The 21,462-nt window shown below is 67.9% G+C and carries 21 protein-coding genes; 9 read left to right on the top strand and 12 right to left on the bottom strand.

Features of this window, described 5'->3' with window-relative positions:
• Positions 1–63: 63 nt before the first annotated feature.
• From ilvN to miaA, 3 genes are all read right to left on the bottom strand, one after another.
• Positions 64–615 carry an acetolactate synthase small subunit gene (ilvN, locus tag ACODSL_RS00940; RefSeq protein ID WP_488898748.1) on the bottom strand — a complete coding sequence of 184 codons (552 nt, stop codon included), beginning with the start codon at positions 613–615 and terminating at the stop codon, positions 64–66.
• An 8-nt stretch (positions 616–623) separates the two neighbouring features.
• On the bottom strand, positions 624–2,441 hold the full coding sequence (locus ACODSL_RS00935; RefSeq protein WP_488898747.1) for an acetolactate synthase 3 large subunit: 1,818 nt from the start codon (positions 2,439–2,441) through the stop codon (positions 624–626).
• 177 nt (positions 2,442–2,618) lie between these two features.
• Entirely contained in the window at positions 2,619–3,554 is a 936-nt protein-coding gene (gene miaA / locus ACODSL_RS00930) for a tRNA (adenosine(37)-N6)-dimethylallyltransferase MiaA (RefSeq protein ID WP_488898746.1), read from the bottom strand.
• A gap of 102 nt (positions 3,555–3,656) precedes the next feature.
• On the opposite strand from miaA, the gene serB reads away from it, so the two are divergent.
• Complete coding sequence (gene serB, locus ACODSL_RS00925) at positions 3,657–4,547, top strand: phosphoserine phosphatase SerB (RefSeq protein ID WP_488898745.1); 891 nt, start codon at positions 3,657–3,659, stop codon at positions 4,545–4,547.
• A gap of 116 nt (positions 4,548–4,663) precedes the next feature.
• Here serB and hflC read toward each other — a convergent pair whose 3' ends face one another.
• Together hflC and hflK are read right to left on the bottom strand one after the other, a co-directional pair.
• On the bottom strand, positions 4,664–5,521 hold the full coding sequence (gene hflC / locus ACODSL_RS00920) for a protease modulator HflC (protein ID WP_488898744.1): 858 nt from the start codon (positions 5,519–5,521) through the stop codon (positions 4,664–4,666).
• Positions 5,518–6,474 (bottom strand): FtsH protease activity modulator HflK, encoded by a 957-nt coding sequence (gene hflK, locus ACODSL_RS00915; protein ID WP_488898743.1) that lies wholly within the window; start codon positions 6,472–6,474, stop codon positions 5,518–5,520. The genes hflC and hflK overlap by 4 nt, the downstream gene beginning before the upstream one ends.
• Positions 6,475–6,728: 254 nt before the next feature.
• Here hflK and ACODSL_RS00910 point away from each other — a divergent pair, with 254 nt between their 5' ends.
• Positions 6,729–7,826: an Mrp/NBP35 family ATP-binding protein gene (locus ACODSL_RS00910; protein WP_488898742.1), complete on the top strand. Its 1,098-nt coding sequence runs from the start codon at positions 6,729–6,731 to the stop codon at positions 7,824–7,826.
• Here ACODSL_RS00910 and ACODSL_RS00905 read toward each other — a convergent pair.
• Positions 7,823–9,214 (bottom strand): MFS transporter, encoded by a 1,392-nt coding sequence (locus tag ACODSL_RS00905; RefSeq protein ID WP_488898741.1) that lies wholly within the window; start codon positions 9,212–9,214, stop codon positions 7,823–7,825. The two genes, ACODSL_RS00910 and ACODSL_RS00905, sit on opposite strands and share 4 nt — an antisense overlap.
• A 131-nt stretch (positions 9,215–9,345) precedes the next feature.
• On the opposite strand from ACODSL_RS00905, the gene ACODSL_RS00900 reads away from it, so the two are divergent.
• Positions 9,346–10,254: a hypothetical protein gene (locus ACODSL_RS00900; protein WP_488898740.1), complete on the top strand. Its 909-nt coding sequence runs from the start codon at positions 9,346–9,348 to the stop codon at positions 10,252–10,254.
• A gap of 100 nt (positions 10,255–10,354) precedes the next feature.
• Here ACODSL_RS00900 and ACODSL_RS00895 read toward each other — a convergent pair whose 3' ends face one another.
• The 4 genes from ACODSL_RS00895 to ACODSL_RS00880 form a co-directional block, all read right to left on the bottom strand.
• Positions 10,355–11,260: an SDR family NAD(P)-dependent oxidoreductase gene (locus tag ACODSL_RS00895; protein ID WP_488898739.1), complete on the bottom strand. Its 906-nt coding sequence runs from the start codon at positions 11,258–11,260 to the stop codon at positions 10,355–10,357.
• A 143-nt stretch (positions 11,261–11,403) separates the two neighbouring features.
• Entirely contained in the window at positions 11,404–12,396 is a 993-nt protein-coding gene (locus ACODSL_RS00890) for an HlyD family secretion protein (protein WP_488898738.1), read from the bottom strand.
• 17 nt (positions 12,397–12,413) lie between these two features.
• Entirely contained in the window at positions 12,414–13,175 is a 762-nt protein-coding gene (locus ACODSL_RS00885) for an ABC transporter ATP-binding protein (protein WP_488898737.1), read from the bottom strand.
• A complete protein-coding gene (locus tag ACODSL_RS00880; RefSeq protein ID WP_488898736.1) occupies positions 13,172–14,347 on the bottom strand; it encodes an ABC transporter permease in 1,176 nt (391 codons plus the stop codon). The genes ACODSL_RS00885 and ACODSL_RS00880 overlap by 4 nt, the downstream gene beginning before the upstream one ends.
• A gap of 177 nt (positions 14,348–14,524) precedes the next feature.
• Between ACODSL_RS00880 and ACODSL_RS00875 the strand changes: the two genes are divergently transcribed.
• The 5 genes from ACODSL_RS00875 to ACODSL_RS00855 all read left to right on the top strand — a co-directional run bounded on the left by ACODSL_RS00875 (position 14,525) and on the right by ACODSL_RS00855 (position 19,953).
• Entirely contained in the window at positions 14,525–16,597 is a 2,073-nt protein-coding gene (locus tag ACODSL_RS00875; RefSeq protein WP_488898735.1) for a S46 family peptidase, read from the top strand.
• A 119-nt stretch (positions 16,598–16,716) separates the two neighbouring features.
• Positions 16,717–17,400 (top strand): EF-hand domain-containing protein, encoded by a 684-nt coding sequence (locus ACODSL_RS00870; protein WP_488898734.1) that lies wholly within the window; start codon positions 16,717–16,719, stop codon positions 17,398–17,400.
• A 109-nt stretch (positions 17,401–17,509) separates the two neighbouring features.
• Positions 17,510–18,838, top strand: coding sequence for a NupC/NupG family nucleoside CNT transporter (locus ACODSL_RS00865; protein ID WP_488898733.1), 1,329 nt, complete (start codon positions 17,510–17,512; stop codon positions 18,836–18,838).
• A gap of 21 nt (positions 18,839–18,859) precedes the next feature.
• Complete coding sequence (locus ACODSL_RS00860; protein ID WP_488898732.1) at positions 18,860–19,489, top strand: glutathione S-transferase family protein; 630 nt, start codon at positions 18,860–18,862, stop codon at positions 19,487–19,489.
• Positions 19,486–19,953, top strand: coding sequence for a molybdopterin-dependent oxidoreductase (locus ACODSL_RS00855; RefSeq protein ID WP_488898731.1), 468 nt, complete (start codon positions 19,486–19,488; stop codon positions 19,951–19,953). Before ACODSL_RS00860 ends, ACODSL_RS00855 begins: the two co-directional genes overlap by 4 nt.
• 174 nt (positions 19,954–20,127) lie before the next feature.
• Here the strand turns inward: ACODSL_RS00855 and ACODSL_RS00850 are convergent, their stop codons facing one another.
• Both ACODSL_RS00850 and ACODSL_RS00845 read right to left on the bottom strand, forming a co-directional pair.
• Complete coding sequence (locus ACODSL_RS00850) at positions 20,128–20,631, bottom strand: GNAT family N-acetyltransferase (protein ID WP_488898730.1); 504 nt, start codon at positions 20,629–20,631, stop codon at positions 20,128–20,130.
• A gap of 1 nt (position 20,632) precedes the next feature.
• Entirely contained in the window at positions 20,633–21,085 is a 453-nt protein-coding gene (locus ACODSL_RS00845) for a PaaI family thioesterase (protein ID WP_488898729.1), read from the bottom strand.
• 77 nt (positions 21,086–21,162) lie between these two features.
• Here ACODSL_RS00845 and ACODSL_RS00840 point away from each other — a divergent pair, with 77 nt between their 5' ends.
• Positions 21,163–21,426 carry a DUF3253 domain-containing protein gene (locus tag ACODSL_RS00840; protein ID WP_488898728.1) on the top strand — a complete coding sequence of 88 codons (264 nt, stop codon included), beginning with the start codon at positions 21,163–21,165 and terminating at the stop codon, positions 21,424–21,426.
• The last annotated feature ends 36 nt before the right edge of the window (positions 21,427–21,462 follow it).

Below are 21,462 nucleotides of genomic sequence, written 5' to 3'. Positions count from 1 at the left end.
AGCTCTTCCCTCTCAGTCACCCTCCGGGTGACAGCTCTCCCTCGGGGAGAGCAAAGGTGTTTTCTACATCCCCTCGGCGCCGCGCTCGATGCTCAGCACGCCGGTGCGGGACAGTTCCACCAGTCCCAGGGGCCGCATCAGGTCGACGAAACTGTCGATCTTCGACGGCGCGCCGGTGATCTCGAAGACGAAGCTCTCTGAGGTCGTGTCGACCACCTTGGCGCGAAAGATATCGGACACCCGCAGGGCCTCGACGCGGTTCACGCCTTCGCCCCGCACCTTGACCAGAGCCAGCTCGCGCTCGATGCCGCGCGGGTCGCGGGTGACGTCATGCACGCGGCGGACGCTGATGACCTTGCTCAGCTGGGCCTCGATCTGGTCCAGCACATGGGGTGCGCCGCGCGTCACGATGGTGATGCGGCTGGTGTGCGACTTGCGGTCCGTTTCGGCGACCGTCAGGCTCTCGATGTTGTAGCCGCGGGCGGCGAACAGCCCGACCACACGGTGCAGGACGCCCGCCTCGTTTTCGACGAGAAGGGCGAAGGTGGCGAGGCTCTCGACCTCGTCCGTATGGGCAAGATCGTAGGCGGAGGCGGGCTGGGGATCGGTGGTCATGATCTTTCCTAGACCAGCCGCCGCCCGGCTTCGTCAATCACCGAGCCAATGTCGGCGCCGTCTTCGGGCAGGATCATCTCGTTGTGGGCCTTGCCGGACGGGATCATCGGCAGACAGTTCTCGTTCTTCTCGACGCGGCAGTCGAAGACCACCGGGCGCGGGCTGTCGATCATCTCGAGGATCTTCGCGTCCAGCTCGGCCGGGTCGCTGCAGCGGATGCCAACGGCGCCATAAGCTTCCGCCAGCTTGACGAAGTCCGGCAGGCTTTCGGAGTAGCTGTGGCTGTATCGCTCGCCGTGCAGCAGCTGCTGCCACTGGCGGACCATGCCCATCCATTCGTTGTTGAGGATGAAGATCTTGATCGGCAGGTCGTACTGGATCGCCGTCGACAGCTCCTGGATGCACATCTGGATCGAGGCTTCGCCGGCGATATCGATGACCAGGCTGTCAGGGTGGGCCAGCTGCACGCCGATGGCGGCCGGCATGCCGTAGCCCATGGTGCCCAGCCCGCCGGAGGTCATCCAGCGGTTCGGCTCCTGGAAGCGGTAGTGCTGGGCGGCCCACATCTGATGCTGGCCCACCTCGGTGGTGATGTAGGTGTCGCGGTCCTTGGTCAGCGCGTACAGCCGGTCGATGGCCTGCTGCGGCTTGATCGTGGTGTCGTTGGTGCGGAAGTTCAGGCACTGACGCGCGCGCCAGCCGTCGATCTGCCGCCACCAGTCGTCCAGCGCGTTTCGGTTCGGCTTCAGGTCCTGGGCCTTCCAGGCCGCGATCAGGTCGTCCAGCACGCTGCCGGCGTCGCCGACGATGCCGATGTCGACCCGCACGTTCTTGTTGATCGACGAGGCGTCGATATCGATGTGGATCTTCTTGCTGCCCGGCGAAAAGGCATCGAGCCGGCCGGTGACCCGGTCGTCGAAGCGTGCGCCGACGCAGATCATCACGTCGCAGTCGTGCATCGCGTTGTTCGCTTCGAACGTGCCGTGCATGCCCAGCATGCCCAGCCAGGCCGGGTCCGCCGCCGGGAAGGCGCCGAGGCCCATCAGGGTGGAGGTCACCGGCGCGCCGGTCAGCGCCGCCAGGGCGCGCAGGCTCTCGCTGGCCGCCGGGCCCGCGTTGATCACCCCGCCGCCCGTGTAAAAGATCGGCCGCCGGGCCTTGGCGATGAGTTTGGCCGCCTCGGCGATGCGGGCCGGGTCGCCCTTGGTGCGTGGCGAGTAGCCGTGGCTGAACGTGACTTCGTCCGGCCCCTGGTAGACGCCCTTCGAGAACTGAACGTCCTTGGGGATGTCGATCAGCACCGGGCCGGGCCGGCCGGTGGTGGCGATATGGAAGGCCTCGTGGATGATCCTGGGCAGGTCCGCGACGTCCTTCACCAGGTAGTTGTGCTTGGTGCAGGCGCGGGTGATGCCGACCGTATCGGCCTCCTGGAACGCGTCGGTGCCGATCAGGTGGGTGGGGACCTGGCCGGTGAAGACGACCATCGGGATCGAATCCATCAGGGCGTCGACGATGCCGGTGATGGCGTTGGTCGCGCCGGGGCCGGAAGTGACCAGCACCACGCCCGGCTTGCCGGTGGAACGGGCATAGCCCTCGGCCGCATGGGTCGCGCCCTGCTCGTGACGGACCAGGATGTGACGCAGGCGGTCGCCGTGGCGTTCGTTGTCCTGGAACAGGGCGTCATAGATCGGCAGCACCGCGCCGCCCGGATAGCCGAACAGCGTCGAGACGCCCTGGTCGATGAGCGCCTGAACGACGATCTCGGCGCCGGTCATTTCTCGGGCGGCGGTCTCGGGTGGGGCGGTTCGGGTCGTGGAGGCGGTCATGGTTCGGCTCTTGGGGGGACGAAAAAGGCAATAAAAAAGGCCCGGAAGGGGCCCTGGGTGCGCGCGACCGGCGACAGCGTGACCGTTCAGGTCACGCCGCTGTCGGCCGCTCGGTAAGTACGATGCTGGTCTTGCGCACGAAGATTGCTCCAAATCGCGTCTGATCGGAATGCCACGCTAGGCTTGCGACGTCAAGAAAGGGTTGAGCGCAAGGAATTGCCCCCAGGCGGCCTCTGGGGCCATTTCCGTGATCTTTGGCCAGTCCGGCGTCTGGTTGCGCAGCCAGGTCAACTGGCGCTTGGCGTAGCGGCGGGTTTCCTGGCGCGCCAGGTCGGCGGCCTGCTCGAGGGGCGTCTCGCCCGCCAGATGGGCGGCAAGCTCTCGCACCCCGACCGCCTTCATCACGGGCGCGAGAGGATCCAGGCCGCGCGCCAGCAGGGCGCGAACCTCCTCCAGCGCCCCGGCCGCCAGCATGGCGTCGAAGCGGGCGTCGCAGCGGGCGTAGAGCTCGGTCCGGTCCGGCACGATGGCCACGGCGCGCCACGCATCGGGCTCGAGGGCGGGGGCCGTGTCGGCCTGCCAGGCGCTGAGCGGGCGACCGGTGGCCTCCAGCACCTCCATCGCCCTTTGCAGGCGCATGCGGTCGCCGGCCTCGATGCGGCGGGCGGCGTCCGGATCGGCGCTGGCCAGCAGCTCGCGGAAGCGCGCCTCGCCGAGCGCGTCATACATCCCGGTGACGCTCTGGCGCACGGCTGCGGGCGTCGGGGTTACGTCGGCCAGCCCCTCGGTCAGGGCCTTGAAGTAGAGGCCCGTGCCGCCGACCACGACCGGCGTGCGGTCCCTGGCGAGGATGTCTTCGAGGACAGGGGAGGCGGCGCGCAGCCACCGACCGACCGACCAGCCGTCCGCGCCGTCGGCGACGCCGAACAGGTGATGCGGAACACCGGCCTGTTCCTCGACGGTGGGCCGCGCGGAGAGGACGGTCAGATCGGCGTACAGCTGCAGGGCGTCGGCGTTGACGATCTCGCCGTTTAGCGCCCGCGCCGCGCGCAGGGCCAGCGCGGACTTGCCGCTCGCGGTCGGCCCGGCGATCAGCAGGATCTGTCTCGTCATGCCCCCGCCATAAGCCAAGCGGCGCGGGTTCGCCACCTGGACAGGCGCGGCTGCAGTCCAACCAAGGTTCCCATTGCGGCGAAAGCAGGCTAGGCGGCGCGCATGCAGCTCGTCGTCACCCTTGTCGCCGCCGATCCCCATGATCTTGTCGCCGCCATGGAGGCGGTGGAGATCGCGGTGGCCGGCACGGGCGCGGCCGTGGGCGAACCGGACCTGCTGGGCCCGAACGCCGCCGATCTGCCCGTGGCGAGCGACTTTCCGGCGCTGATCCGCGAGCGGGCCGAGGGCGCGCTGGGTTGCCGCCGCGTCGATGTCTGCATCCAGCCGGTTGAAGGACGCCGCAAGCGCCTGCTGATCGCCGACATGGACTCGACCATCATCAACGTTGAATGCCTCGACGAGCTGGCCGACTTCGCCGGGGTCAAGGCGCAGGTCTCTGCCATCACCGAGCGGGCCATGGCCGGCGAGCTGGCCTTCGAGGGCGCCCTGCGCGAGCGGGTGGCGATGCTCAAGGGGTTGGGGCTCGACGCCCTGCAGGCTTGCTATGACGAACGGGTGCAGCTGAACCCCGGCGCGACGACGCTCGTCCGGACCATGGCCGCCCACGGCGCACGCTGCGTGCTGGTGTCCGGCGGCTTCACCTTCTTTACCGGCCGGGTCGCGACTGCCGCCGGTTTCCACGACAATCGCGCCAACACCCTGATCGAGGAGGGCGGCGCGCTGGCCGGACTGGTCGGCGAACCGATCCTAGGCCGTGAGGCGAAGCTGGCGGCCCTGCAGGAGGAAGTCGCGGCGCTCGGCGTCACGCCGGCCGCGGCTCTGGCGGTCGGCGACGGGGCCAACGACTTGGCGATGATCGAGGCGGCCGGGCTGGGCGTCGCCTACCGCGCCAAGCCGATCGTCGCCGCCCAGGCCGACGCCCGCATCGACCATGCCGACCTGACCGCCCTGTTGTATTACCAGGGCTACCGGCTGGAAGAGTTCGCGCTCTAGATGCTCCCCGTTGGGGGAGCTGTCAGGCCGCAGGCCTGACTGAGGGGGTCACCCGCGATCTGAGCGGACCCCCTCCGTCTCGGCTTCGCCGAGCCACCTCCCCCGAGGGGGGTGAATCAGCCCCCGCCGCCCTTGCTGAAGTAGCGGAAGAAGGCGCTGTCGGGGCTCAGGACCAGGGTGGTGTCGCCCTTGGCCATCGAGGCCTCGTAGGCCTTCATCGAACGGTAGAAGGCGGCGAAGCTGGGATCCTTGCCGAAGCTCGCGGCGAAGATCTTGGCCCGTTCGGCGTCGGCCTGACCGCGGATGGTTTCAGCCTCTTCGGTCGCCGTGGCGATGATTTCCTGCTGCTGCTGGCGACCGGTCGCGCGGATGCGGGCGGCCTCCTGCTGGCGGGCGGTCTTCATCCGGTCGAACACCGCCGCCTGGTTAGCGTCGGGCAGGTCGGCGGTGCGAATGCGCACGTCGATGACATCGATGCCGAAGCGCGAGGCCCTGGCGCGCTGGGCCAGATCATCACGCATGCGGTGCATCAGCTGGCCGCGACGCGTCGAGATGATCTGTTCCGAGCTGGCGGTGCCCAGAACCTGGCGCAGCGAGGCGTTGATGATCGGGTTCAGCTGCGCGGGAGCGGCCGCTTCGCTTCCGAGACGGGTGTAGAACCGGACCGGATCGCTGATGCGGTAACGCACGAAGGCGTCGACCATCAACCGTTCCTGGTTGCCGGCGAGGATCTCCCGGCGCGTGACCTCGAGGTTGAGATTCAGCCGGTCGAACAGGTAGGTGGTCTCGAAGAACGGGATCTTGATCTTCAGGCCCGGGCCGTCATCGGGGCCGGCGTTGACCGTGCGGACGACCTCGCCGAGGCGTACGATGACCGCCTGCTGGGTCTGGCCGACCACGTAGAAGGTCTGACTGACGACGATCAGTATGACGGCGGCGACGACGCCGTAGAACGTGCCACGTTGACTGGTCATTGGGCCGCTCCCGGCTGGCGAACCTGCGGCTGGGCGGCACCGGTCGGTGTCTGGACGCGTGGCTTGAACGTGTCGGCTGACAGGACGATCGGAGCGGTTACGCCCTTGCCGTCGATGATCACCTTGTTGGAGGACTCCAGCACGCGTTGCATGGTCTCGATATAGAGGCGGTCGCGCGTCACGCCCGGCGCCAGGCGGTACTGCTCATAGACCTGGTTGAAGCGGGCCGCCTCGCCGGCGGCCTCACGGACGACCTGGGCGCGGTATCCGAGGGCCTCCTGGCGAATTCTGGAGGCCTCGCCCCGGGCGGTGTTGGCGTAGGATTCCGCGTTCTGGCTGGCGTTGTTCACATCACGGAACGCCTCGACCACATCGGTCGGCGGCCCGGCTTCGCTGATCTGCACGCCATCGATGACGATGCCGGTGTGATAGCTGTCGAGGATGCGCTGCATCAGGGCCGCGACCTCAAGCTGGATGTTGCCGCGTCCCGGTCCGATGATCGAGTTGAGGGTGCTGCGGCCGACCACCTCGCGCATGGCGCTCTCGGCCACGGCCAGCAGGGTCTTGTCGGAGTCATCGACGCTGAACAGGTACTCGGCGGGGTTCTTCACGTACCACTGCACGGTGAAGGACAGGTCGACGATGTTCTCGTCGCCGGTCAGCATCAGGGTGTTGTCCGTAGCGCCGTTGGCGCCGTCGATGGCGGTCTGGCGCTGGTTGGTGGTGTCGACCTTGATGGCCCGTTCGAACAGCGGCAGGTGGAAGCCGACGCCAGGCCCGTAGCTCCGCGTCCAGGCGCCGAAGGTGGTGACCACCGCTTCCTGTTTGGCGCCCACGACGATGATGCCGGAGGCGAGGTAAAGCGCGACCAGCCCGCCGGCGATCAGCGGAGCCATGCGGCGCGGTGACATGTCGCCGCCCGAGCCCCCGAGCAGGGCCCGCAGCTGGGCCATCAGCTGTTGCTGGAGCTGGTCGATTTCATTGGGACCGGAGGGCCGTCGCGGGCCGGGACCGGAGGGACGTTTCGGTTCGTCCCCGGAGGGACCCTTGCCGCCCGAAGGGGGCGGAGCGCCCCAGGGGCCGGGATTGCCGTTGTCGTTCCAGGGCATGTGTCGTGCGTCGCTTTTCCGTCGTGGTTCGGCGGGCTTGCAAGCCGGCGCGGTCAAGCGGATATGAGACGCCGCGCCCGGCAAGGCAAGCTGTCCCCATGACCTTTCATACATCCGCAGACCGAGATACCGCGCTTCGCGCCCTCGACAAGATTATCGACCCCCGCTCCGGCAAGGGTCTGGCCGCGGCCGGGCTGGTCCAGGGTCTGGTCCTGCGCGAGGGGCGCGCCGGTTTCATGCTGGAGGTGCCGGCGGAGGACGCCGCGCGCTACGGCTACATCCGCGAGGCCGCCGAGAAGGCGCTGGCCGGCCTGCCGGGCGTCGAGAAGGCCCAGGTCGTGCTGACCGCGTCGGCCCCGGCTGGCGTCACGCGCCAGCGCAAGGGCGCCCGTGTCGCCGGCGATCCCAAGGCGGAGCTTAAGCCACGCAAGGAAGTCAAACGCCCCGAGAACGTCAAACGGGTCATCGCTGTCGCGAGCGGCAAGGGCGGGGTGGGCAAGTCGACCGTCGCGGTCAATCTGGCCTGCGCTTTCGCGGGTCTCGGCCTGAAGGTCGGGCTGCTGGACGCCGACGTCTACGGCCCTTCGGCCCCGCGCATGATGGGCGTCGACGGCGAGCCGCTGTTCATCGACGGCAAGCTGCAGCCGCTGCAGGCCCACGGGGTCACGGTCATGTCGATCGGCTTCCTCGTCGATGAGGGCTCGCCGATGATCTGGCGCGGGCCCATGGCCTCTTCGGCGGTCCGGCAGATGGTCAACGACGTGCGCTGGGCCACCCCGGACGCGCCGATGGACATCCTGGTCATCGACATGCCGCCAGGCACCGGCGACATCCATCTGACCCTGGTCGAGAACTTCGCGGTCGACGGCGTGGTCATCGTCTCAACGCCGCAGGAAATCGCGCTGATCGACGCCCGTCGGGCGGTTGGCATGTTCCAGAAGACGGGCGCGAAGATCCTCGGTGTTATCGAGAATATGGCGTTCTTCGCCGATCCGTCGACCGGCGCGCCGATCCCGATCTTCGGGACCGGCGGCGCGCGGGCGGAGGCTGAGTCACTGGGCGTGCCGTTGCTGGCCGAGATCCCGATCGAGATCGCCCTGCGCCAGGCCGGCGACGACGGCGCGCCGCTGACGGCCACCGGTGGCCACAGCGCGGCGGCTGACGCCTTCCGGGCCGCGGCGAAGGCGCTGCTCTAGACGGCCGGCGTAGGCGCGGCGGCGATGACGTCCGCGTCGATGATTTCCAGCTCCGCGCGGATCTCCGCGTGACGCTCACGGCTGAGGCTGTAGCCGCGCACCGCGATGGCCCCGAGCATGACCAGAATGACCGGCGCGATGGCGAAGGTCAGGGTCAGGCCAAGCATGGCGCTTTCGCTGTTCACCGCTCCCGGCGCGGCGTTGAAGCCGATGGCTCCGAGGATCCCGAAGGTGACCAGCACGGCAGACGCCGTACCGACCTTGGCCGTGCTCGACACCATCGCGTAGAGCAGACCCACACGGTCCTTACCCGTTTCCAGCCGCACCTCGTCCCCGACGTCGGCGATCATCGCCCGGACAAGGAAGCCCAGCGCGGCGAGGATGCCGCCGGCGAGGAACATGGCCGTGGCCATCAGCGGGAAGCTCTGTCCGGGGATGAAGAAGATCACGCCCTGGGCGATCGAATAGGAGGCCGCCGCCGCCATCAGGGTGCGGTGCTTTCCCCAGCGATAGGCCGCGAGCGCCCAGAGTGGCGCGCAGAACACCGCCGCGAGGATGAACAACAGCAGCATCAGGTTGGCCTGGATCAGGCTGTAGCCGCGCGCCTGCTGCATGAAGAACAGGTAGAGCGGCGAGGTGATCGCCGGACCGAAGGTGAACAGCAGGTCGGCCGCCAGCAACCGGCGCATGGTCGGTCGCAGCGCGAGGGCCGGAATCTCGCCCCAGGACAGTCGGTCGCCGGTCGCCCGCTGCGGCAGCACCGGCTCGGGCACGCCGAAGGCGACAATCAGGCAGGTGACCGGGATCGAAGCGACGATCATCAGCCCCATCATCGGCACGACGCCGGCTTCCGGAATCTTGAGCAGGGACGGCAGCAGAAGCACCGCGACCGCGCCCAGCGTGCTCGTCACATGGGCCCAGGCATAGACCCGCGAGCGCTCGTTGTAGTTGGTCGCCAACACCGCGCCCCAGGCTGATTGGGACAGGACCAACAGGGAATAGCCGACGTAGAGAACGATCAGCCAACCCAGCAGGAAGGTCTTGCTCACACCCGCTTCCGCCCGGAACAGCATCCAGACGCCGGCCATCAGGATCGGCGCGGCGAGGAGCAACCAGAAGCGGTAGCGTCCGATCTTCGTCCGCGTCCGGTCCATGAACATGCCGGCCGCCGGATCGAAGAAGATCGACATGACCTTGACGATGAAGAAGATCCCGCCGACCGCGGCCAGCGGCAACCCGAGCAGTCCGGCGTAGTGCGGCGGCAGATGGACAAGAAGCGGCGTGGTCAGGGCGCCGACGGGAATGGTCGCCATCGAGAAGGCGGCGAGAATTCCGGCTTTGACGCGAACGCCCTTGGCCGCCGACGCGGCCTGATCTTCCTGCGACAACCGTGTCTCCGGTTCTTGTCTGTTTCGTCCCTGCTCCGAATGAGAGGGCGCCCGGGCGCGACCCGCAAGGCCCTTCTGGACATGACGTAGCGGCGCCTTCAAGCTTTCGTGGAAACAGGGGAAGCCGGGCCATGTCGACGACAAGGGGATGGATCATCGTGGGGGCGCTGGCCGTGCTGGCGGCGGGTCCTGCGTGGTCCTTCGGTACGATCCACGGCCTGGGCCAGAATGCCGAGCACGAGCGGATCACGCGCCAGGGCCTCGCCAGCTTTGGCATAGGCGCCAGGACGATGGACCAGATCGCCGGGAGGCGCGGGACCTTTGGCGCCGTCGGGGCGCCGGACCGGCCGGATCGCGGCCTGATGTCGGAGAGCGCGGCGCACTGTGACAATGGCGACTGGCTGGACCTGCCCGGCTATCCCCGCGGTCAGGCCGAGGCCCGGACGGAGCTGGAAAGCTGCCGGGCCTGGATCTTCGGCTATCTGGAGCGAGCGGTCAGCGAAGCCGACGGCCTGGTGACAGCCGACATGACGATTCCCCGGGACGCCGCGGGTCTCAAGTGTTCGTTCGACGGCCGCGACCGGCGCAGCAAATGCTCGGTTTTGGAGCAACTCGGCATGGCGTTCCACGCCTCGCAGGACTTCTACTCGCATAGCAACTGGGTCGACCCGCTGCGCCGTCCGGGACAGCGCCTCGATGACCCGCCCGGCATGGGTCAGCCCTCGCCCGCCGACTGGCTGGACCCCGACTATCCAGATGCGGCCTTTCCTGGCGGTCTGATCAGTGGGTGCTACGAGGGATTCCCGGAAAGCCGTCACTGTGACGGCCGGGTGAAACACGCCACGCTGAACAAGGACACCAAGGCTTCGTCTCGCGGCGCAAACGACATCCAGCAACTGGCGATGGATGTGGCGTCGCAGGACACCCGGGCCAAGTGGACCTGGTTCGAGCAGCGGCTGGTCCGGGTCTATGGGGCCGACCGCGGCGGCAGGATCGCCTGTGTCATCAAGGCTGACGATCCGGCGCGCTGCGCGCGATGACAGAAAAAGGGACACGCACCTTCAGGCCCGTGTCCCCTCACTGAATCGCTGCCGTATCTGGATTGGGGGACACGCACCTGCGGCGCACGTCCCCGATCAATCAGCCGCCGGCCATCTTGCGGAAGAACTTCTGGCCCTGTTCGCCGCCGGCGAAATAGGCCTTCTGGCCGGCGTCGTCGGTGATCTTCGACCAGTTGTCGCGGACTTCCTCGACCGACAGGCCGCCCTCGCCGAGGTAGACGCCCTCGGTTTCGAGGATGCGCGACAGGGCGAATACACCCGCGCCGGCGGTCAGGATGGCGCCGGTGGGGGCTTCTTCCGAGACCAGGTAGACCACGCCCGGCGTGACATACTCGGGCTTCAGCTTTTCCAGCACTTCCGGCGGCATCAGGCCCTCGGTCATGCGGGTCGCGGCGACCGGGCTGATGGCGTTGATGTGGATGTTGTTCTTCTGGCCCTCGAGCTTGATGGTGTTCATGAAGCCGATGATGCCGAGCTTGGCCGCGCCGTAGTTCGACTGGCCGAAGTTGCCGTAGAGGCCCGACGAGGAGGTCGTGACGACGATCCGGCCGTAGTTCTGGGCCTTCATGATCTCCCAAACCGCCTTGGTCGGCTTCATCGTGCCCATCAGGTGCACGTTCAGGACCAGCTCGAAGTCGGCGACCTCCATCTTGGAGAACGACTTGTCCCGCAGGATGCCTGCGTTGGCGATCAGGATGTCGATGCGACCCCAGGTGTCCATGGTCTGTTTGACCATGTGGGCGACGCCGGCGTCGTCGGTGACCGACGAGCCGTTGGCGATGGCTTCGCCGCCGAAGGCCTTGATCTCGGCCACGACCGCGTCGGCCGCCGCGGAGGAGCCGCCCGAGCCGTCCATCGAGCCGCCCAGGTCGTTGACCACGACCTTGGCGCCGCGACGGGCCAGTTCCAGGGCATGCTGACGTCCGAGACCGCCGCCGGCCCCCGTGACGATCGCGACCTTACCGTCGAAGCGAATGTCGGCCATGTGAGAGTTCCTCTGCGCTGACGCCTGTTTGGATTTGGCGGCGTTTTGCGGCGCAGCAGGGGAGGCGTCAAGGGTGACCTGACGCCCGCCACGCCCGAACAGCCCCTATTGTCAGGCGACCCTGCGTGGCCGCCCGCGCCGACCTACTTCGACGGAGGACCGGCCGGCTTCGGCGCGGCGCGCTTCACGCCGGCCTGGAAGCCGGGCTTCATGAACTTCACCAGCACACGCTGGCCGATCAGCAGCGGGGCGCCGTCGGCGCTGACCACCACCTCGACCACGCGTTCGTCGCTGCGCTGGGTCGGATCGTCCGAGGCCAGCTTGCGGGCGCCGAACACCGCCGCGCGGCGCAGGACCTTGCCGACATACATCTTCGTCGGGTCGGATTCCGGCTGGATCTCGACGGCCTGGTTGTCCGTCACGTTGGGCAGGTCGGCCTCGACGATTTCGGCGCGGACGATGCGGGCGGTGTCCGGCTCGAGATCGAACATGTTGGACACGTTGAGCGTGGAGGCGCCGGCGCCGGGGTTGGCGTAGCGGCGCACGATCCGGCCATTTGTCGGCGCGCGGATCACCGTCAGTTCCAGCGCATACTCAGCTTCTCGGAGAGCGGCGGTGGCCGTGGCGACAGCGGCGCGCTGGGCGACGATCTGGGCTTCCCAGTCGCGGATTTCATCGGCCTGGCGGTCGAGGCGCTGACCGGCGACGAAGTTGCTGGCGGACAGTGATTGCAGCCGGCCCAATTCGCGACGCGAGGCGTTCAGCTTGACCTGCAGCACGCCGATCTGGGCCTGGGCCTGGGCCACCTGGGCCTGGGCGCGGCCGACCGCGAGACGGGGATCGTCGTCTTCCTGGCGGGCGAGCATCTGCCCGGCCACGACACGGTCGCCTTCCTGGACATAGACGGCCCGGACCACCCCGCCGCGACGCGCCGCGACCTGGATGATCCCGCCCTCGACGTCGGCCTTGCCGTTGCCGATCGCGGCATAGGGGCTGGGCGCGGTCTGGCTGGCCGCCGAGGCCAGCTGCTTCTTGTTGGCCGCCGCCTTGCTCTTCATGAACAGGCCGCCGCCGACCAGGACGATGGCCAGCACGGTCAGAACCCAGAACCAGCGGCTACGCAGAAAGCCGAACATGAAACGTCCCTTCAGAGTCAGTGGCTGAGCGGCGCGGGATTGGCGTCGGGCGTGCGCCGAACGTCATCCAGAATGCGGCCGTCTTCGATGTGGATCACCCGGTCGGCATAGGCCTCCAGGCGGGGGTCGTGGGTCACGCAGATCACAGCAGCGCCGTGCTCGGTGGCGGCCCGACGCAGCAGGCGGATGACCACCTGGCCGTTCTCGCCGTCGAGCGCCGAGGTGGGTTCGTCGGCGAAGATCAGGTCGGGGGCCTTGGCCAGGGCGCGGGCGATGGCCACCCGCTGCTTTTCGCCGCCAGACATCTCCGACGGCCGCTGGTTGACCTTGGAGCCGAGACCCACTTCTTCGAGCGCGGCCTGCGCGCGCTGATGGGCTTCGGCCTTGGAGGCCCCCTGGTAGTGCAGCGCGGTCATGACCTGCTGCCGGGCGGTGAGGGCGGGGAACAGGTTGAAGCCCTGGAAGATGAACCCGCAGTGGTCGAGGCGGAACCGGTCAATACGGCCGGCCGACCAACTCCACAGATCGGCGGCCTCGAGCGCCCGCACCTTGCCCTCGTCAGGCTTGAGCAGGCCCGACAGCGCGGCGATGAGGGTCGACTTGCCCGAGCCTGACGGCCCCATGACCATGGTCACATCGCCGTGGCGGGCGTCGAAATCGACGGACTTCAGAACCTCGACGAATGTCCGGCCGGTCTTGAACCGCTTGACCAGGCCCTTCGCCTCGATCGCGACATCGCCGAGCTTGTGGCCGTTCTGGTGGATCTTGCGCACGCTCATCGCAGCAGGTCCGCGGGTTGGCTGGCCTTGAGAACGCCGAGCGACAGGAAGCCGGACAACATCGCGCACCCCAGAAGGAAGGCGGCGATGAACAGGACAATGGGGAGCGGGAAGGCCATCGGCAGGCCGCCCATCTTCGCCAGGGTCCCGACGCCCCAGGTCAGGAAGCCGGACGCGATGATGCCGGTCACGCCGACCCAGAAGCTCAGCTCCAGCACGATACCGCGCAGGCTGCCCATCGAAACGCCGAGCGCGCGCAGGGAGGCGAACTCCTTGATGCTCGACATGATGGCGCCGCGAAGGGTCTGCCAGGTGATCACCACCCCGATGATCGCGCCGATGATCAGGGCGAAGATCAGGATGATGCTGATGAACTGCTCCTTGAACATCGAGCTCTGGTTGGCGTCGGCCAGTTCCTGGCGGGTCCAGGCCTTGAAGGCGCCTCCGCCGGCCTTGTTGAGCTGGGCCGCGACGATGGCGGCGCGTGACGGATCGGCGATCTTGACCATCAGCGGCCCGACCCGCTGGCCGGTGTCGGCCTCGCCGAGCATCCGCAGGGTGTCGCGCGACATGACCAGCGTCGCCTGCATCATGTTCGGATAGCCCTTGGTCACGGCGGCGATGGTAATCGTCTTGCCGTTGTAGACCGCCTTGTCGCCGACCTTGACGCCGAGCCGGGCGAGCGCGGTTTCATCGACCGCGACGGCGTAGGGCTGGCGCAGGGTCTCGATCAGGGCGTCCGAATAGTCCGTGGGAACAGTCACATAGCCGGGGATCGCGTCGATCACCGTGACATTGACGAATTCCATCTTGCGGCTCTTGGGCGGCTTCGACGGATCGGAGGGGTTGCCCTTGGGATCCTGGACGATGTTCTGGAACCGCCCGCCCGAGCCGTCGAGCGGCGCGACCTGGATGACTTCCGGATGGCGGTAGACGGTGCCCATCAGGCGACGGGGCAGGCCGGACGGGCCGCCGTTGAACAGGGCCGTGGCGCCCGGACCCAGCACCATGATGTCGGCGCGGGCGCGGTCGATCTGAGCGGTGAACGCCTTGCCGATGCCCATGAACATGCCGACGAAGGCCAGCACGAGCAGGCCGGAGAACGCGAGCGCCACCACGGCCGCCATGTAGCGGCGCCATTCGTAGATCAGCGTGGCCAGAGCCAGCGACATGACAAACACAACTCCCCGACCGTCCACCACGGGACGCGCTGCGGTTCTGTCCCGGACCGGCCTCGCGGCCAAGTTAAATCGGGGTAAGGGCTTGCCCGAAATGCTGGTCACGGGGGCGACCGCGCGCTAGTTCCCATGGGCCGACGCCCGTTTGTTCCCGTTTTCACAGGTTTTTCAATGAACCGCGCCTTCTTTGCCGCCCTCGCCGCCGCGCTTTTCAGCAGCTTCACGATCGCCCCGGCCGCGACAGCCGATGAGGGCATGTGGACCTTCGACGCCTTTCCGGCCGCGAAGCTGAAGGCCGACTACGGTGTCACGATCGACCAGCCCTGGCTGGACCGGGTGCAGGCGGCGTCGGTCCGGATTCCGGGCTGCTCGGCCTCGGTGGTGTCGAAAGAGGGTCTGGTCCTGACCAACAACCACTGCGTGGTCAGCTGTCTGGTCGCCCTGTCCGATCCGGCGTCGGATCATCTGAAGGACGGCTTTCTCACGGCGACCCGCACGGAGGAGCGAACCTGTCCCGGGATGACGGGCGAGGTGCTGGTCGCGATCACGGACGTGACGGACCGGATCAACGCCGCGACGGCCGGCCTGACCGGCGAAGCCTATGGGCTGGCGCGGGATGCGGCGACGGTCGCCGCTGAGGCGGACACCTGCAAGGCGGCGACGGGCTTCCGGTGCCAGACGGTCAGCCTCTATCGGGGCGGCCGTTACGCCGTGTACCGGTACCGTCGCTACAGCGACCTGCGTCTGGTGTTCGCGCCCGAGTTCGCGACGGCCTTCTTTGGCGGCGATCCCGACAATTTCAACTTCCCCCGGTACGACATGGATTCGGCGTTCCTGCGCCTCTACGAGGACGGCAAGCCTGTGCAGACGCCGGTTTTCCTCAAGTGGAACCCGGCCGCGCCGAAGGCCGGTGATGTGACCTTCGTCTCGGGCAATCCGGGCTCGACCGAGCGCCTGCTGACCATGAGCCAGCTGGAGACGGCGCGGGACATCGGCGTGCCGATGGCCCAGCTCCAGCGGTCGGAACTGCGTGGCCGCCTGATTGAGTTCGGCCGACGGGGGCCTGACGCCCAGCGGATCGTGGCCGACGCCATCTTCAGCACCGAGAACGGCTTCAAGGTGGCCTACGGCCGCCAGTTGGCGCTGAACGACCCGGCCTTCATGGCCGGCAAGCGCCGGGCCGAGGCCGAGCTTCGGGCAAAGGTCGCGGCCGATCCGGCCCTGGCCGCCCAGATCGGCGATCCCTGGAGCGAGCTGGAAGCCGTCCAGCTGGCCTACGCCCGCGACTACACCCCCTATCGCCAGTTTGAAGCTGACGCCGGCGGCCGCTCGCGCCTGTTCGAGTACGCCCGCAGTCTCGTCCGCGCCGCCGAGGAGCGGGCCAAGGCCCCGGGCGATCGGCTGCCCGAATTTTCCGAGACCCGCCTTCCGGCGATCCAGCGACGGGTTCTGACCCCGGCGAAGATCGAGCCGGAGCTCGAACAGCTTTACCTCGAGTTCTGGCTGCTCAAGTCGCGTGAATATCTGGTCGCTGACCCGGCCAGCGTTGACGTGTTGCTCGGAAAGGAAAGCCCGCAGGCGCTGGCGGCGCGCCTTGTGTCCGGCACGAAGCTGGGCGACCCGGCGGTGCGCAAGGCGCTTTGGGACGGGGGCCTTGACGCCATCCGGGCCTCCAGTGATCCGCTGATCCAGTACGCCCTCAGCATCGACGCCGCGGCCCGGGCCTCGCGCACCGCCTGGGAGCTGGACGTCTCCGCCCCCACGGAACGCGCCGCCGCCAGGGTCGCGAAGGCGCGGTTCGCCGTCTATGGCGCCAGCGTCTATCCCGACGCGACGTTCACCCTGCGACTGTCCTACGGCAAGGTCGCCGGCTGGTCATGGCGCGGGCGCGATGTGGGTCCCTTCACCACCTTCGGCGGCCTGTTCAAACGCGCGACCGGTTCGGATCCCTATGCCGTCGCACCGCGGTGGCTGGCGGCGAAGGACCGGCTGAATCCGGACACGGTCTACGACTTCGTCACGACCAACGACATCATCGGCGGCAACTCAGGCTCGCCGGTGATCAACGTCCGCGGCGAGGTGATCGGGGCGGCCTTCGACGGCAACATCCACAGCATCGCCGGCGCCTATGGCTACGACGGGACGGTCAACCGGACCGTCGTGGTGTCGACCGCCGCCATCACCGAAGCCTTGTCCAAGGTCTATGGCCGCGACGCGCTGGTGAAGGAACTGCTCGGGAAGTAAGCAGGTTTGTGGCCGAAACCGGACCCGGAACGGGTCTGGCAAGGGTGAGGGCGCTCCGGGCCGTTCCGGGGCGGCGTCGGCGGATACCGCGACCGGCGTCTCCTGACAGGAGGCCTCACATGTCCCCAACCAGCATAGGCGGTTCATCGGCCCTGCAGCAGCAGCTGCAGGCGATGTTCGCCAAGGCTGACCTGAACACCGACGGTCAGCTTTCAGCCAATGAGTTCCAGTCGATAGGGCAGAACCTGCCGCAGCCCGGCAGTTCCGGCTCCGCGCGGCCAATGCGCGGCGGAGAGGGCGGCGGCCAGAATTTCGCCGCTGCAACAATGGGCTCTTTATTGTCCCTGCAGGAAAACCGGGCCGAGGAAATCTTCTCGGGCGCGGACTCCAACGGTGACGGCAGCCTGACCGCCGATGAAATTGCCTCCGACATGGCCGCGCACGCCCCTCCGGGCGGGCCGTCCGGAAGCGATACGGCGACCATGGCGGCCAACCTCGTCAGCAAGGCCGACACGAACGGCGACGGCGTGCTGTCGCTCGACGAGTTCAAGGCCGCCAAGCCCCCGCATGGCCACCCGGGCGGCAAGGATGTCGATGCCGCCGCCAAGTCGAAGGATCCGCTCGACACCAATGGCGACGGCAAGGTCAGCATGGCCGAACTGCTCGCCTCGCTTCAAACGACAAGCGCCAGTCAGTCCGGCTTCTCCAACGACGCCGCCAGCCTGCTGGCCAAGCTGATCAGTCAGCTCACGGCCGACTCCGCCGCCGGAACGGCCGCGACAACGACCGCCGTCGCGGCGTAATCACGCGCCGTGGGCCGGGCAGAACGCCCGGCCCTTGCGCGGTCGCGCTCCTTCGTAGTCAATCGGCCGACTGGACGCGGGCAGGGGACTCGCGACCAAGGGGGAGTTCATGTTCCAGCCTGCCAACGCCCAGAGCCTGATAGGCGTCGCCTTCGTACTCGGCCTCTGCTGGGTGTTGTCGGAAAACCGCGGGCGGTTCCCGTTCGTGCTGACGATCGGCTCGCTGATCCTCCAGGTCGGGCTGGTTTTGCTGCTCTTTGGCCTGCCGAGGCTGGACGCCGCGCAGAACGTCTACAACCCGCTCTATTGGCTGAGCGCCGGCACCCAGGGCGCGCTGCAGGGGGCAAGCGCAGCCGTCGAAGGTCTGGGGACCGCGACGCGAGCCGGAACGAGCTTCGTGTTCGGCTTCCTCGCCGGCGGCGATCAGCCGTTCCAGGTGACGGGGCCGGGCGGCGTGTTCATCTTCGCCTTCCAGGTCATGCCGGTGATCCTGGTGGTCTGCGCCCTGTCGGCGCTGCTCTGGCACTGGAGGATCCTCAAGTGGATCACCCAGGGCTTCGGCTTCATGTTCCAGAAGATCCTCGGCCTGCGCGGGCCGATCGGTCTGGCGACTGCCGCGACGATCTTCATGGGCCAGGTCGAGGGACCGATCTTCATCCGCGCCTATCTTGATCGACTGTCGCGGTCGGAACTGTTCATGCTGATCTCCGTCGGCATGGCCTGCGTCAGCGGTTCGACCATGGTGGCCTACGCCACGATCCTGAAAGGCGTGCTGCCTGACGCGGCGGCGCATGTGCTGACCGCCTCGATCATTTCCGCCCCTGCCGGCGTGCTGCTGGCGCGGATCCTGATCCCGGCCGATCCGTTGGAGTCCAAGGACGACCTGATGGAGGCCGAGGACAAGCGCTATGACAGCTCCGTCGACGCCCTGATCAAGGGCACCGGCGACGGTCTGACCATCGTTCTTAATGTCGGCGCGACCCTGATCGTGTTCGTCGCCCTGATCGCGATGGCCGACCAGATCCTCGCCGCGCTGCCCACCCTCTGGGGGCAGCCGATGAGCATCGAGCGGGGCCTCGGCGCCCTCTTCGCGCCGCTGGCCTATGCGCTTGGCCTGCCGTGGAGCGAGGCGCCGACCGGCGGCCTGCTGCTGGGCACCAAGCTGGTGCTCACCGAGTTCACCGCCTTCATCAAGATGAGCGCGCTGCCGGCCGAAGCCCTCAGCGAACGCAGCCGGATGATCATGACCTACGCCCTGTGCGGCTTCGCCAACATCGCGTCCGTCGGCATCAATGTCGCCGGCTACAGCGTGCTGGTGCCGGCACGGCGGGCCGAGGTGATGGGCATGGTGTGGAAGGCCATGCTGGCCGGCTTCCTCGCCACCTGCCTGACCGCGTCGCTGGTCGGGCTGATGCCGGCGATGCTGTTCGGCGGCTGATAGCAGAAGGCGGGAAGCACCATGAAACTCTATGACAGCCTGCGGGCGCCGAACCCGCGTCGGGTGCGCTGGTTCCTGGCTGAGAAGGGCGCGGAAGATCAGGTCGAGATCATCGACGTGAGCATCTTCAACGGCGAGCACAAGCAGCCGGACTATGTCGGCAAGGCCGGACTCGCCAACGTGCCGATGCTGGAGATGGACGACGGGACGGCGATCACCGAGTCGGTGGCCATCTGCCGTTACCTCGAAAGCGTCTTTCCAGAGCCGAACATGTTCGGCCGCGACCCAAAGGAGACGGCCATCATCGAGATGTGGTGTCGCCGCACCGAGATGATGCTCGCGACGCCGCTGATGATGACCGTGCGCCACAGCCATCCGGCGCTGGCGGCGCTGGAGAAGCAGATCCCCGAGATCGCCGAGACCAACCGCGCCGGCGCGACGCGCACGCTGAAGTTCTTCGACCGGCGGCTGGCCGAAAGCCCGTTCATCGCGGCCGACCGGATCACGATGGCCGACATCCTCGCCGCCACGGCGATCGACTTCTCGCGCATGGCAAAATTCGCGATCCCCGAGGAGATGGCCAACGTCACGCGCTGGTACGCCGGCATGCTGGCCAGGCCCGCGGCGAAAGCCGGGACGGTGGCGGCATGATGCGCGCTGTCCTGATCGCCTTGGCGCTGGTTCTGGCGCCCGTCGCCGCGCTGGCCCAGTCGCTGACCGTGACCAGCGCCGAAGGCAAGGTCACGGTGCTGTCGCCGGAAGCGCTGGCGGCGCTGCCGCGGGCCGAGGCTCGTCTGGGCGGAAAGGTCGTCTACCAGGGCGTCACCCTGTCGGCGGTGCTGCGCGAAGCCGGCGTGCCGCAGGGCCCGCGTCTGCACGGCAAGCCGATGCAGGCCTTTGTGGTGGTGACCGGCAAGGACGGCTATCGCGCGGTGCTGTCGATCGCCGAAACCGACCCAAGCTTCCGCGACGGGCCGATCATCCTGGCTGACCGGCTCAAGACCGGACCGCTGGCAGCCGATGAGGGGCCGTTGCGGCTGGTCATCGACGCCGACGCCCGTCCGGATCGCGGCGTGCGGCAGGTGCTCTCTGTGGCGGTGGTGGCGGCGCCCTAGGGCGCTAGGCCAGGCTGTGCACGGTCGGCACGGCGATCAGCAGCCACAGGGCGCTGAGCGCGCTGGCCGCCGAGATCGCAAGTACGAGCAGGTTCTTCATCATCATCCCTCTTGAACGAGAGATGGTGTCGCCGAGGTCGAAGCGCGAGCCCAGTTAAGCTTGTGTCACCTGCATTAAATCTCGGTCATCCGGCGGCGCGGCAATGCCTCCCATTCCCGGCGGAGCATCGCGAACAGGTGCGATGAATAGTAGCCCTCGCCCTCGCGCCAGTAGACCTCCCGCACGGTCCCCTCATGCACGAAGCCTTCGCGGCGATAGATGTGCTCGGCCCGCGGATTGACGTGACTGACGTTCAGTTCGAAGCGGTTGGCGTCGGTGGCCTCGAACACATGGTCGATGACGGCCGGCAGCAGGCGACCGCTCAGACCGGCATCTGTCTCCGCCGCCGCGATCCGCTTGAGCAGCACGATCCGGTTGGGGTCGTCGAGCTTCTGCAGAATGGCGAAGGCCAACAGCCGGCCGTCCTCGCGCCAGACCAGGTAGCAGGCGTCGGTCGAGGCCATTAGGGCGGCGTGCTCGTCGGCCTCGAAGCTGCCGATGAACAGCGCATAGGCCGGAACCCGCTCGATCGCCATGATCGCGGGAATGTCCTCGGGCGTGGCGGGTTCGAGCGCCATCTCAGAGCCGCCGCGCGACCCGCTTGATCACGCCCGAGAAGGTCATCATCGGCGCGCCGCCGGTCGAGATCAGGCCGCGAATGAAGACCATCGACTTGCCGGCCTTGATCACCTCGCCGGTCGCCTCGACCAGGTCGCCTTCGTGGGCCGGGCCGACGAACTCGCCGTTCAGGCTGACCGTCACGGCGTGGCTCCCCTCGAGGTGCTCATGCGCGAGCGCGAACAGGGCGAAGTCGGCGAAGGTCATCATGCAGCCGCCGTGCATGAAGCCGCCGCCGTTCATGTGCTTGCGCTCGGCGCGGAAGGCGCAACGCGTCGTCCCGTCCTCGTCCCTGCGGAAGTAGTAGGGGCCCGACTGCGTCTCGAACGGATCGCCGTCCCAGCTGCGCCAGCCGGCCCAGGGCCCTTCCGTGGTCAGTCGCGGTCCGCTGGAGACCTCGTTTCCGCCGTCCATATGCTTGTTATCCTTTCGCGGGCCGTTCATAGCGGCGTCTCGGCCCGTTGCGAACAGGGCGTGTTGCGGGTTTCGCCATGACCTCTCCGATTGAAGACGCCATTCTCGACCTGCTGAAGGCCCTTCCGCCTGGCAAGAGCATCGACCCGTCCGAGGTCGCCAAGATCCTCCAGCCGGAACGTTGGCAGCGGATCCTCGGGCAGGTGCGGTCTACGGCCGTGGGCATGGCGCGCGCCGGAACGGTGGTCATCACCCGCCACGGCAAGCCGGCGGACCCCGACAGCTTCAAGGGCGTCTACCGCCTGCGATTGCCGCCGGCGGCGACGGAGCCGGGCGCGTAGCGGCCCTTTCTTCGCCACAGGGGCCCGGGCATTCTG

The organism is Caulobacter sp. FG121 (assembly GCF_057809815.1).
Note: the sequence above shows the minus strand (reverse complement) of the source record. Positions and strands in the feature narration are given on the sequence as shown.

Excerpts from the sequence above, each read along its gene's own strand:
- ilvN (WP_488898748.1), bottom strand. The coding sequence starts at position 615 with ATGACCACCGATCCCCAGCCCGCCTCCGCCTACGATCTTGCCCATACG.
- ACODSL_RS00935 (WP_488898747.1), bottom strand. The coding sequence starts at position 2,441 with ATGACCGCCTCCACGACCCGAACCGCCCCACCCGAGACCGCCGCCCGA.
- miaA (WP_488898746.1), bottom strand. The coding sequence starts at position 3,554 with ATGACGAGACAGATCCTGCTGATCGCCGGGCCGACCGCGAGCGGCAAG.
- serB (WP_488898745.1), top strand. The coding sequence starts at position 3,657 with ATGCAGCTCGTCGTCACCCTTGTCGCCGCCGATCCCCATGATCTTGTC.
- hflC (WP_488898744.1), bottom strand. The coding sequence starts at position 5,521 with ATGACCAGTCAACGTGGCACGTTCTACGGCGTCGTCGCCGCCGTCATA.
- hflK (WP_488898743.1), bottom strand. The coding sequence starts at position 6,474 with ATGGCCCAGCTGCGGGCCCTGCTCGGGGGCTCGGGCGGCGACATGTCA.
- ACODSL_RS00910 (WP_488898742.1), top strand. The coding sequence starts at position 6,729 with ATGACCTTTCATACATCCGCAGACCGAGATACCGCGCTTCGCGCCCTC.
- ACODSL_RS00900 (WP_488898740.1), top strand. The coding sequence starts at position 9,346 with ATGTCGACGACAAGGGGATGGATCATCGTGGGGGCGCTGGCCGTGCTG.
- ACODSL_RS00895 (WP_488898739.1), bottom strand. The coding sequence starts at position 11,260 with ATGGCCGACATTCGCTTCGACGGTAAGGTCGCGATCGTCACGGGGGCC.
- ACODSL_RS00890 (WP_488898738.1), bottom strand. The coding sequence starts at position 12,396 with ATGTTCGGCTTTCTGCGTAGCCGCTGGTTCTGGGTTCTGACCGTGCTG.
- ACODSL_RS00885 (WP_488898737.1), bottom strand. The coding sequence starts at position 13,175 with ATGAGCGTGCGCAAGATCCACCAGAACGGCCACAAGCTCGGCGATGTC.
- ACODSL_RS00880 (WP_488898736.1), bottom strand. The coding sequence starts at position 14,347 with ATGTCGCTGGCTCTGGCCACGCTGATCTACGAATGGCGCCGCTACATG.
- ACODSL_RS00875 (WP_488898735.1), top strand. The coding sequence starts at position 14,525 with ATGAACCGCGCCTTCTTTGCCGCCCTCGCCGCCGCGCTTTTCAGCAGC.
- ACODSL_RS00870 (WP_488898734.1), top strand. The coding sequence starts at position 16,717 with ATGTCCCCAACCAGCATAGGCGGTTCATCGGCCCTGCAGCAGCAGCTG.
- ACODSL_RS00865 (WP_488898733.1), top strand. The coding sequence starts at position 17,510 with ATGTTCCAGCCTGCCAACGCCCAGAGCCTGATAGGCGTCGCCTTCGTA.
- ACODSL_RS00860 (WP_488898732.1), top strand. The coding sequence starts at position 18,860 with ATGAAACTCTATGACAGCCTGCGGGCGCCGAACCCGCGTCGGGTGCGC.
- ACODSL_RS00855 (WP_488898731.1), top strand. The coding sequence starts at position 19,486 with ATGATGCGCGCTGTCCTGATCGCCTTGGCGCTGGTTCTGGCGCCCGTC.
- ACODSL_RS00850 (WP_488898730.1), bottom strand. The coding sequence starts at position 20,631 with ATGGCGCTCGAACCCGCCACGCCCGAGGACATTCCCGCGATCATGGCG.
- ACODSL_RS00845 (WP_488898729.1), bottom strand. The coding sequence starts at position 21,085 with ATGGACGGCGGAAACGAGGTCTCCAGCGGACCGCGACTGACCACGGAA.
- ACODSL_RS00840 (WP_488898728.1), top strand. The coding sequence starts at position 21,163 with ATGACCTCTCCGATTGAAGACGCCATTCTCGACCTGCTGAAGGCCCTT.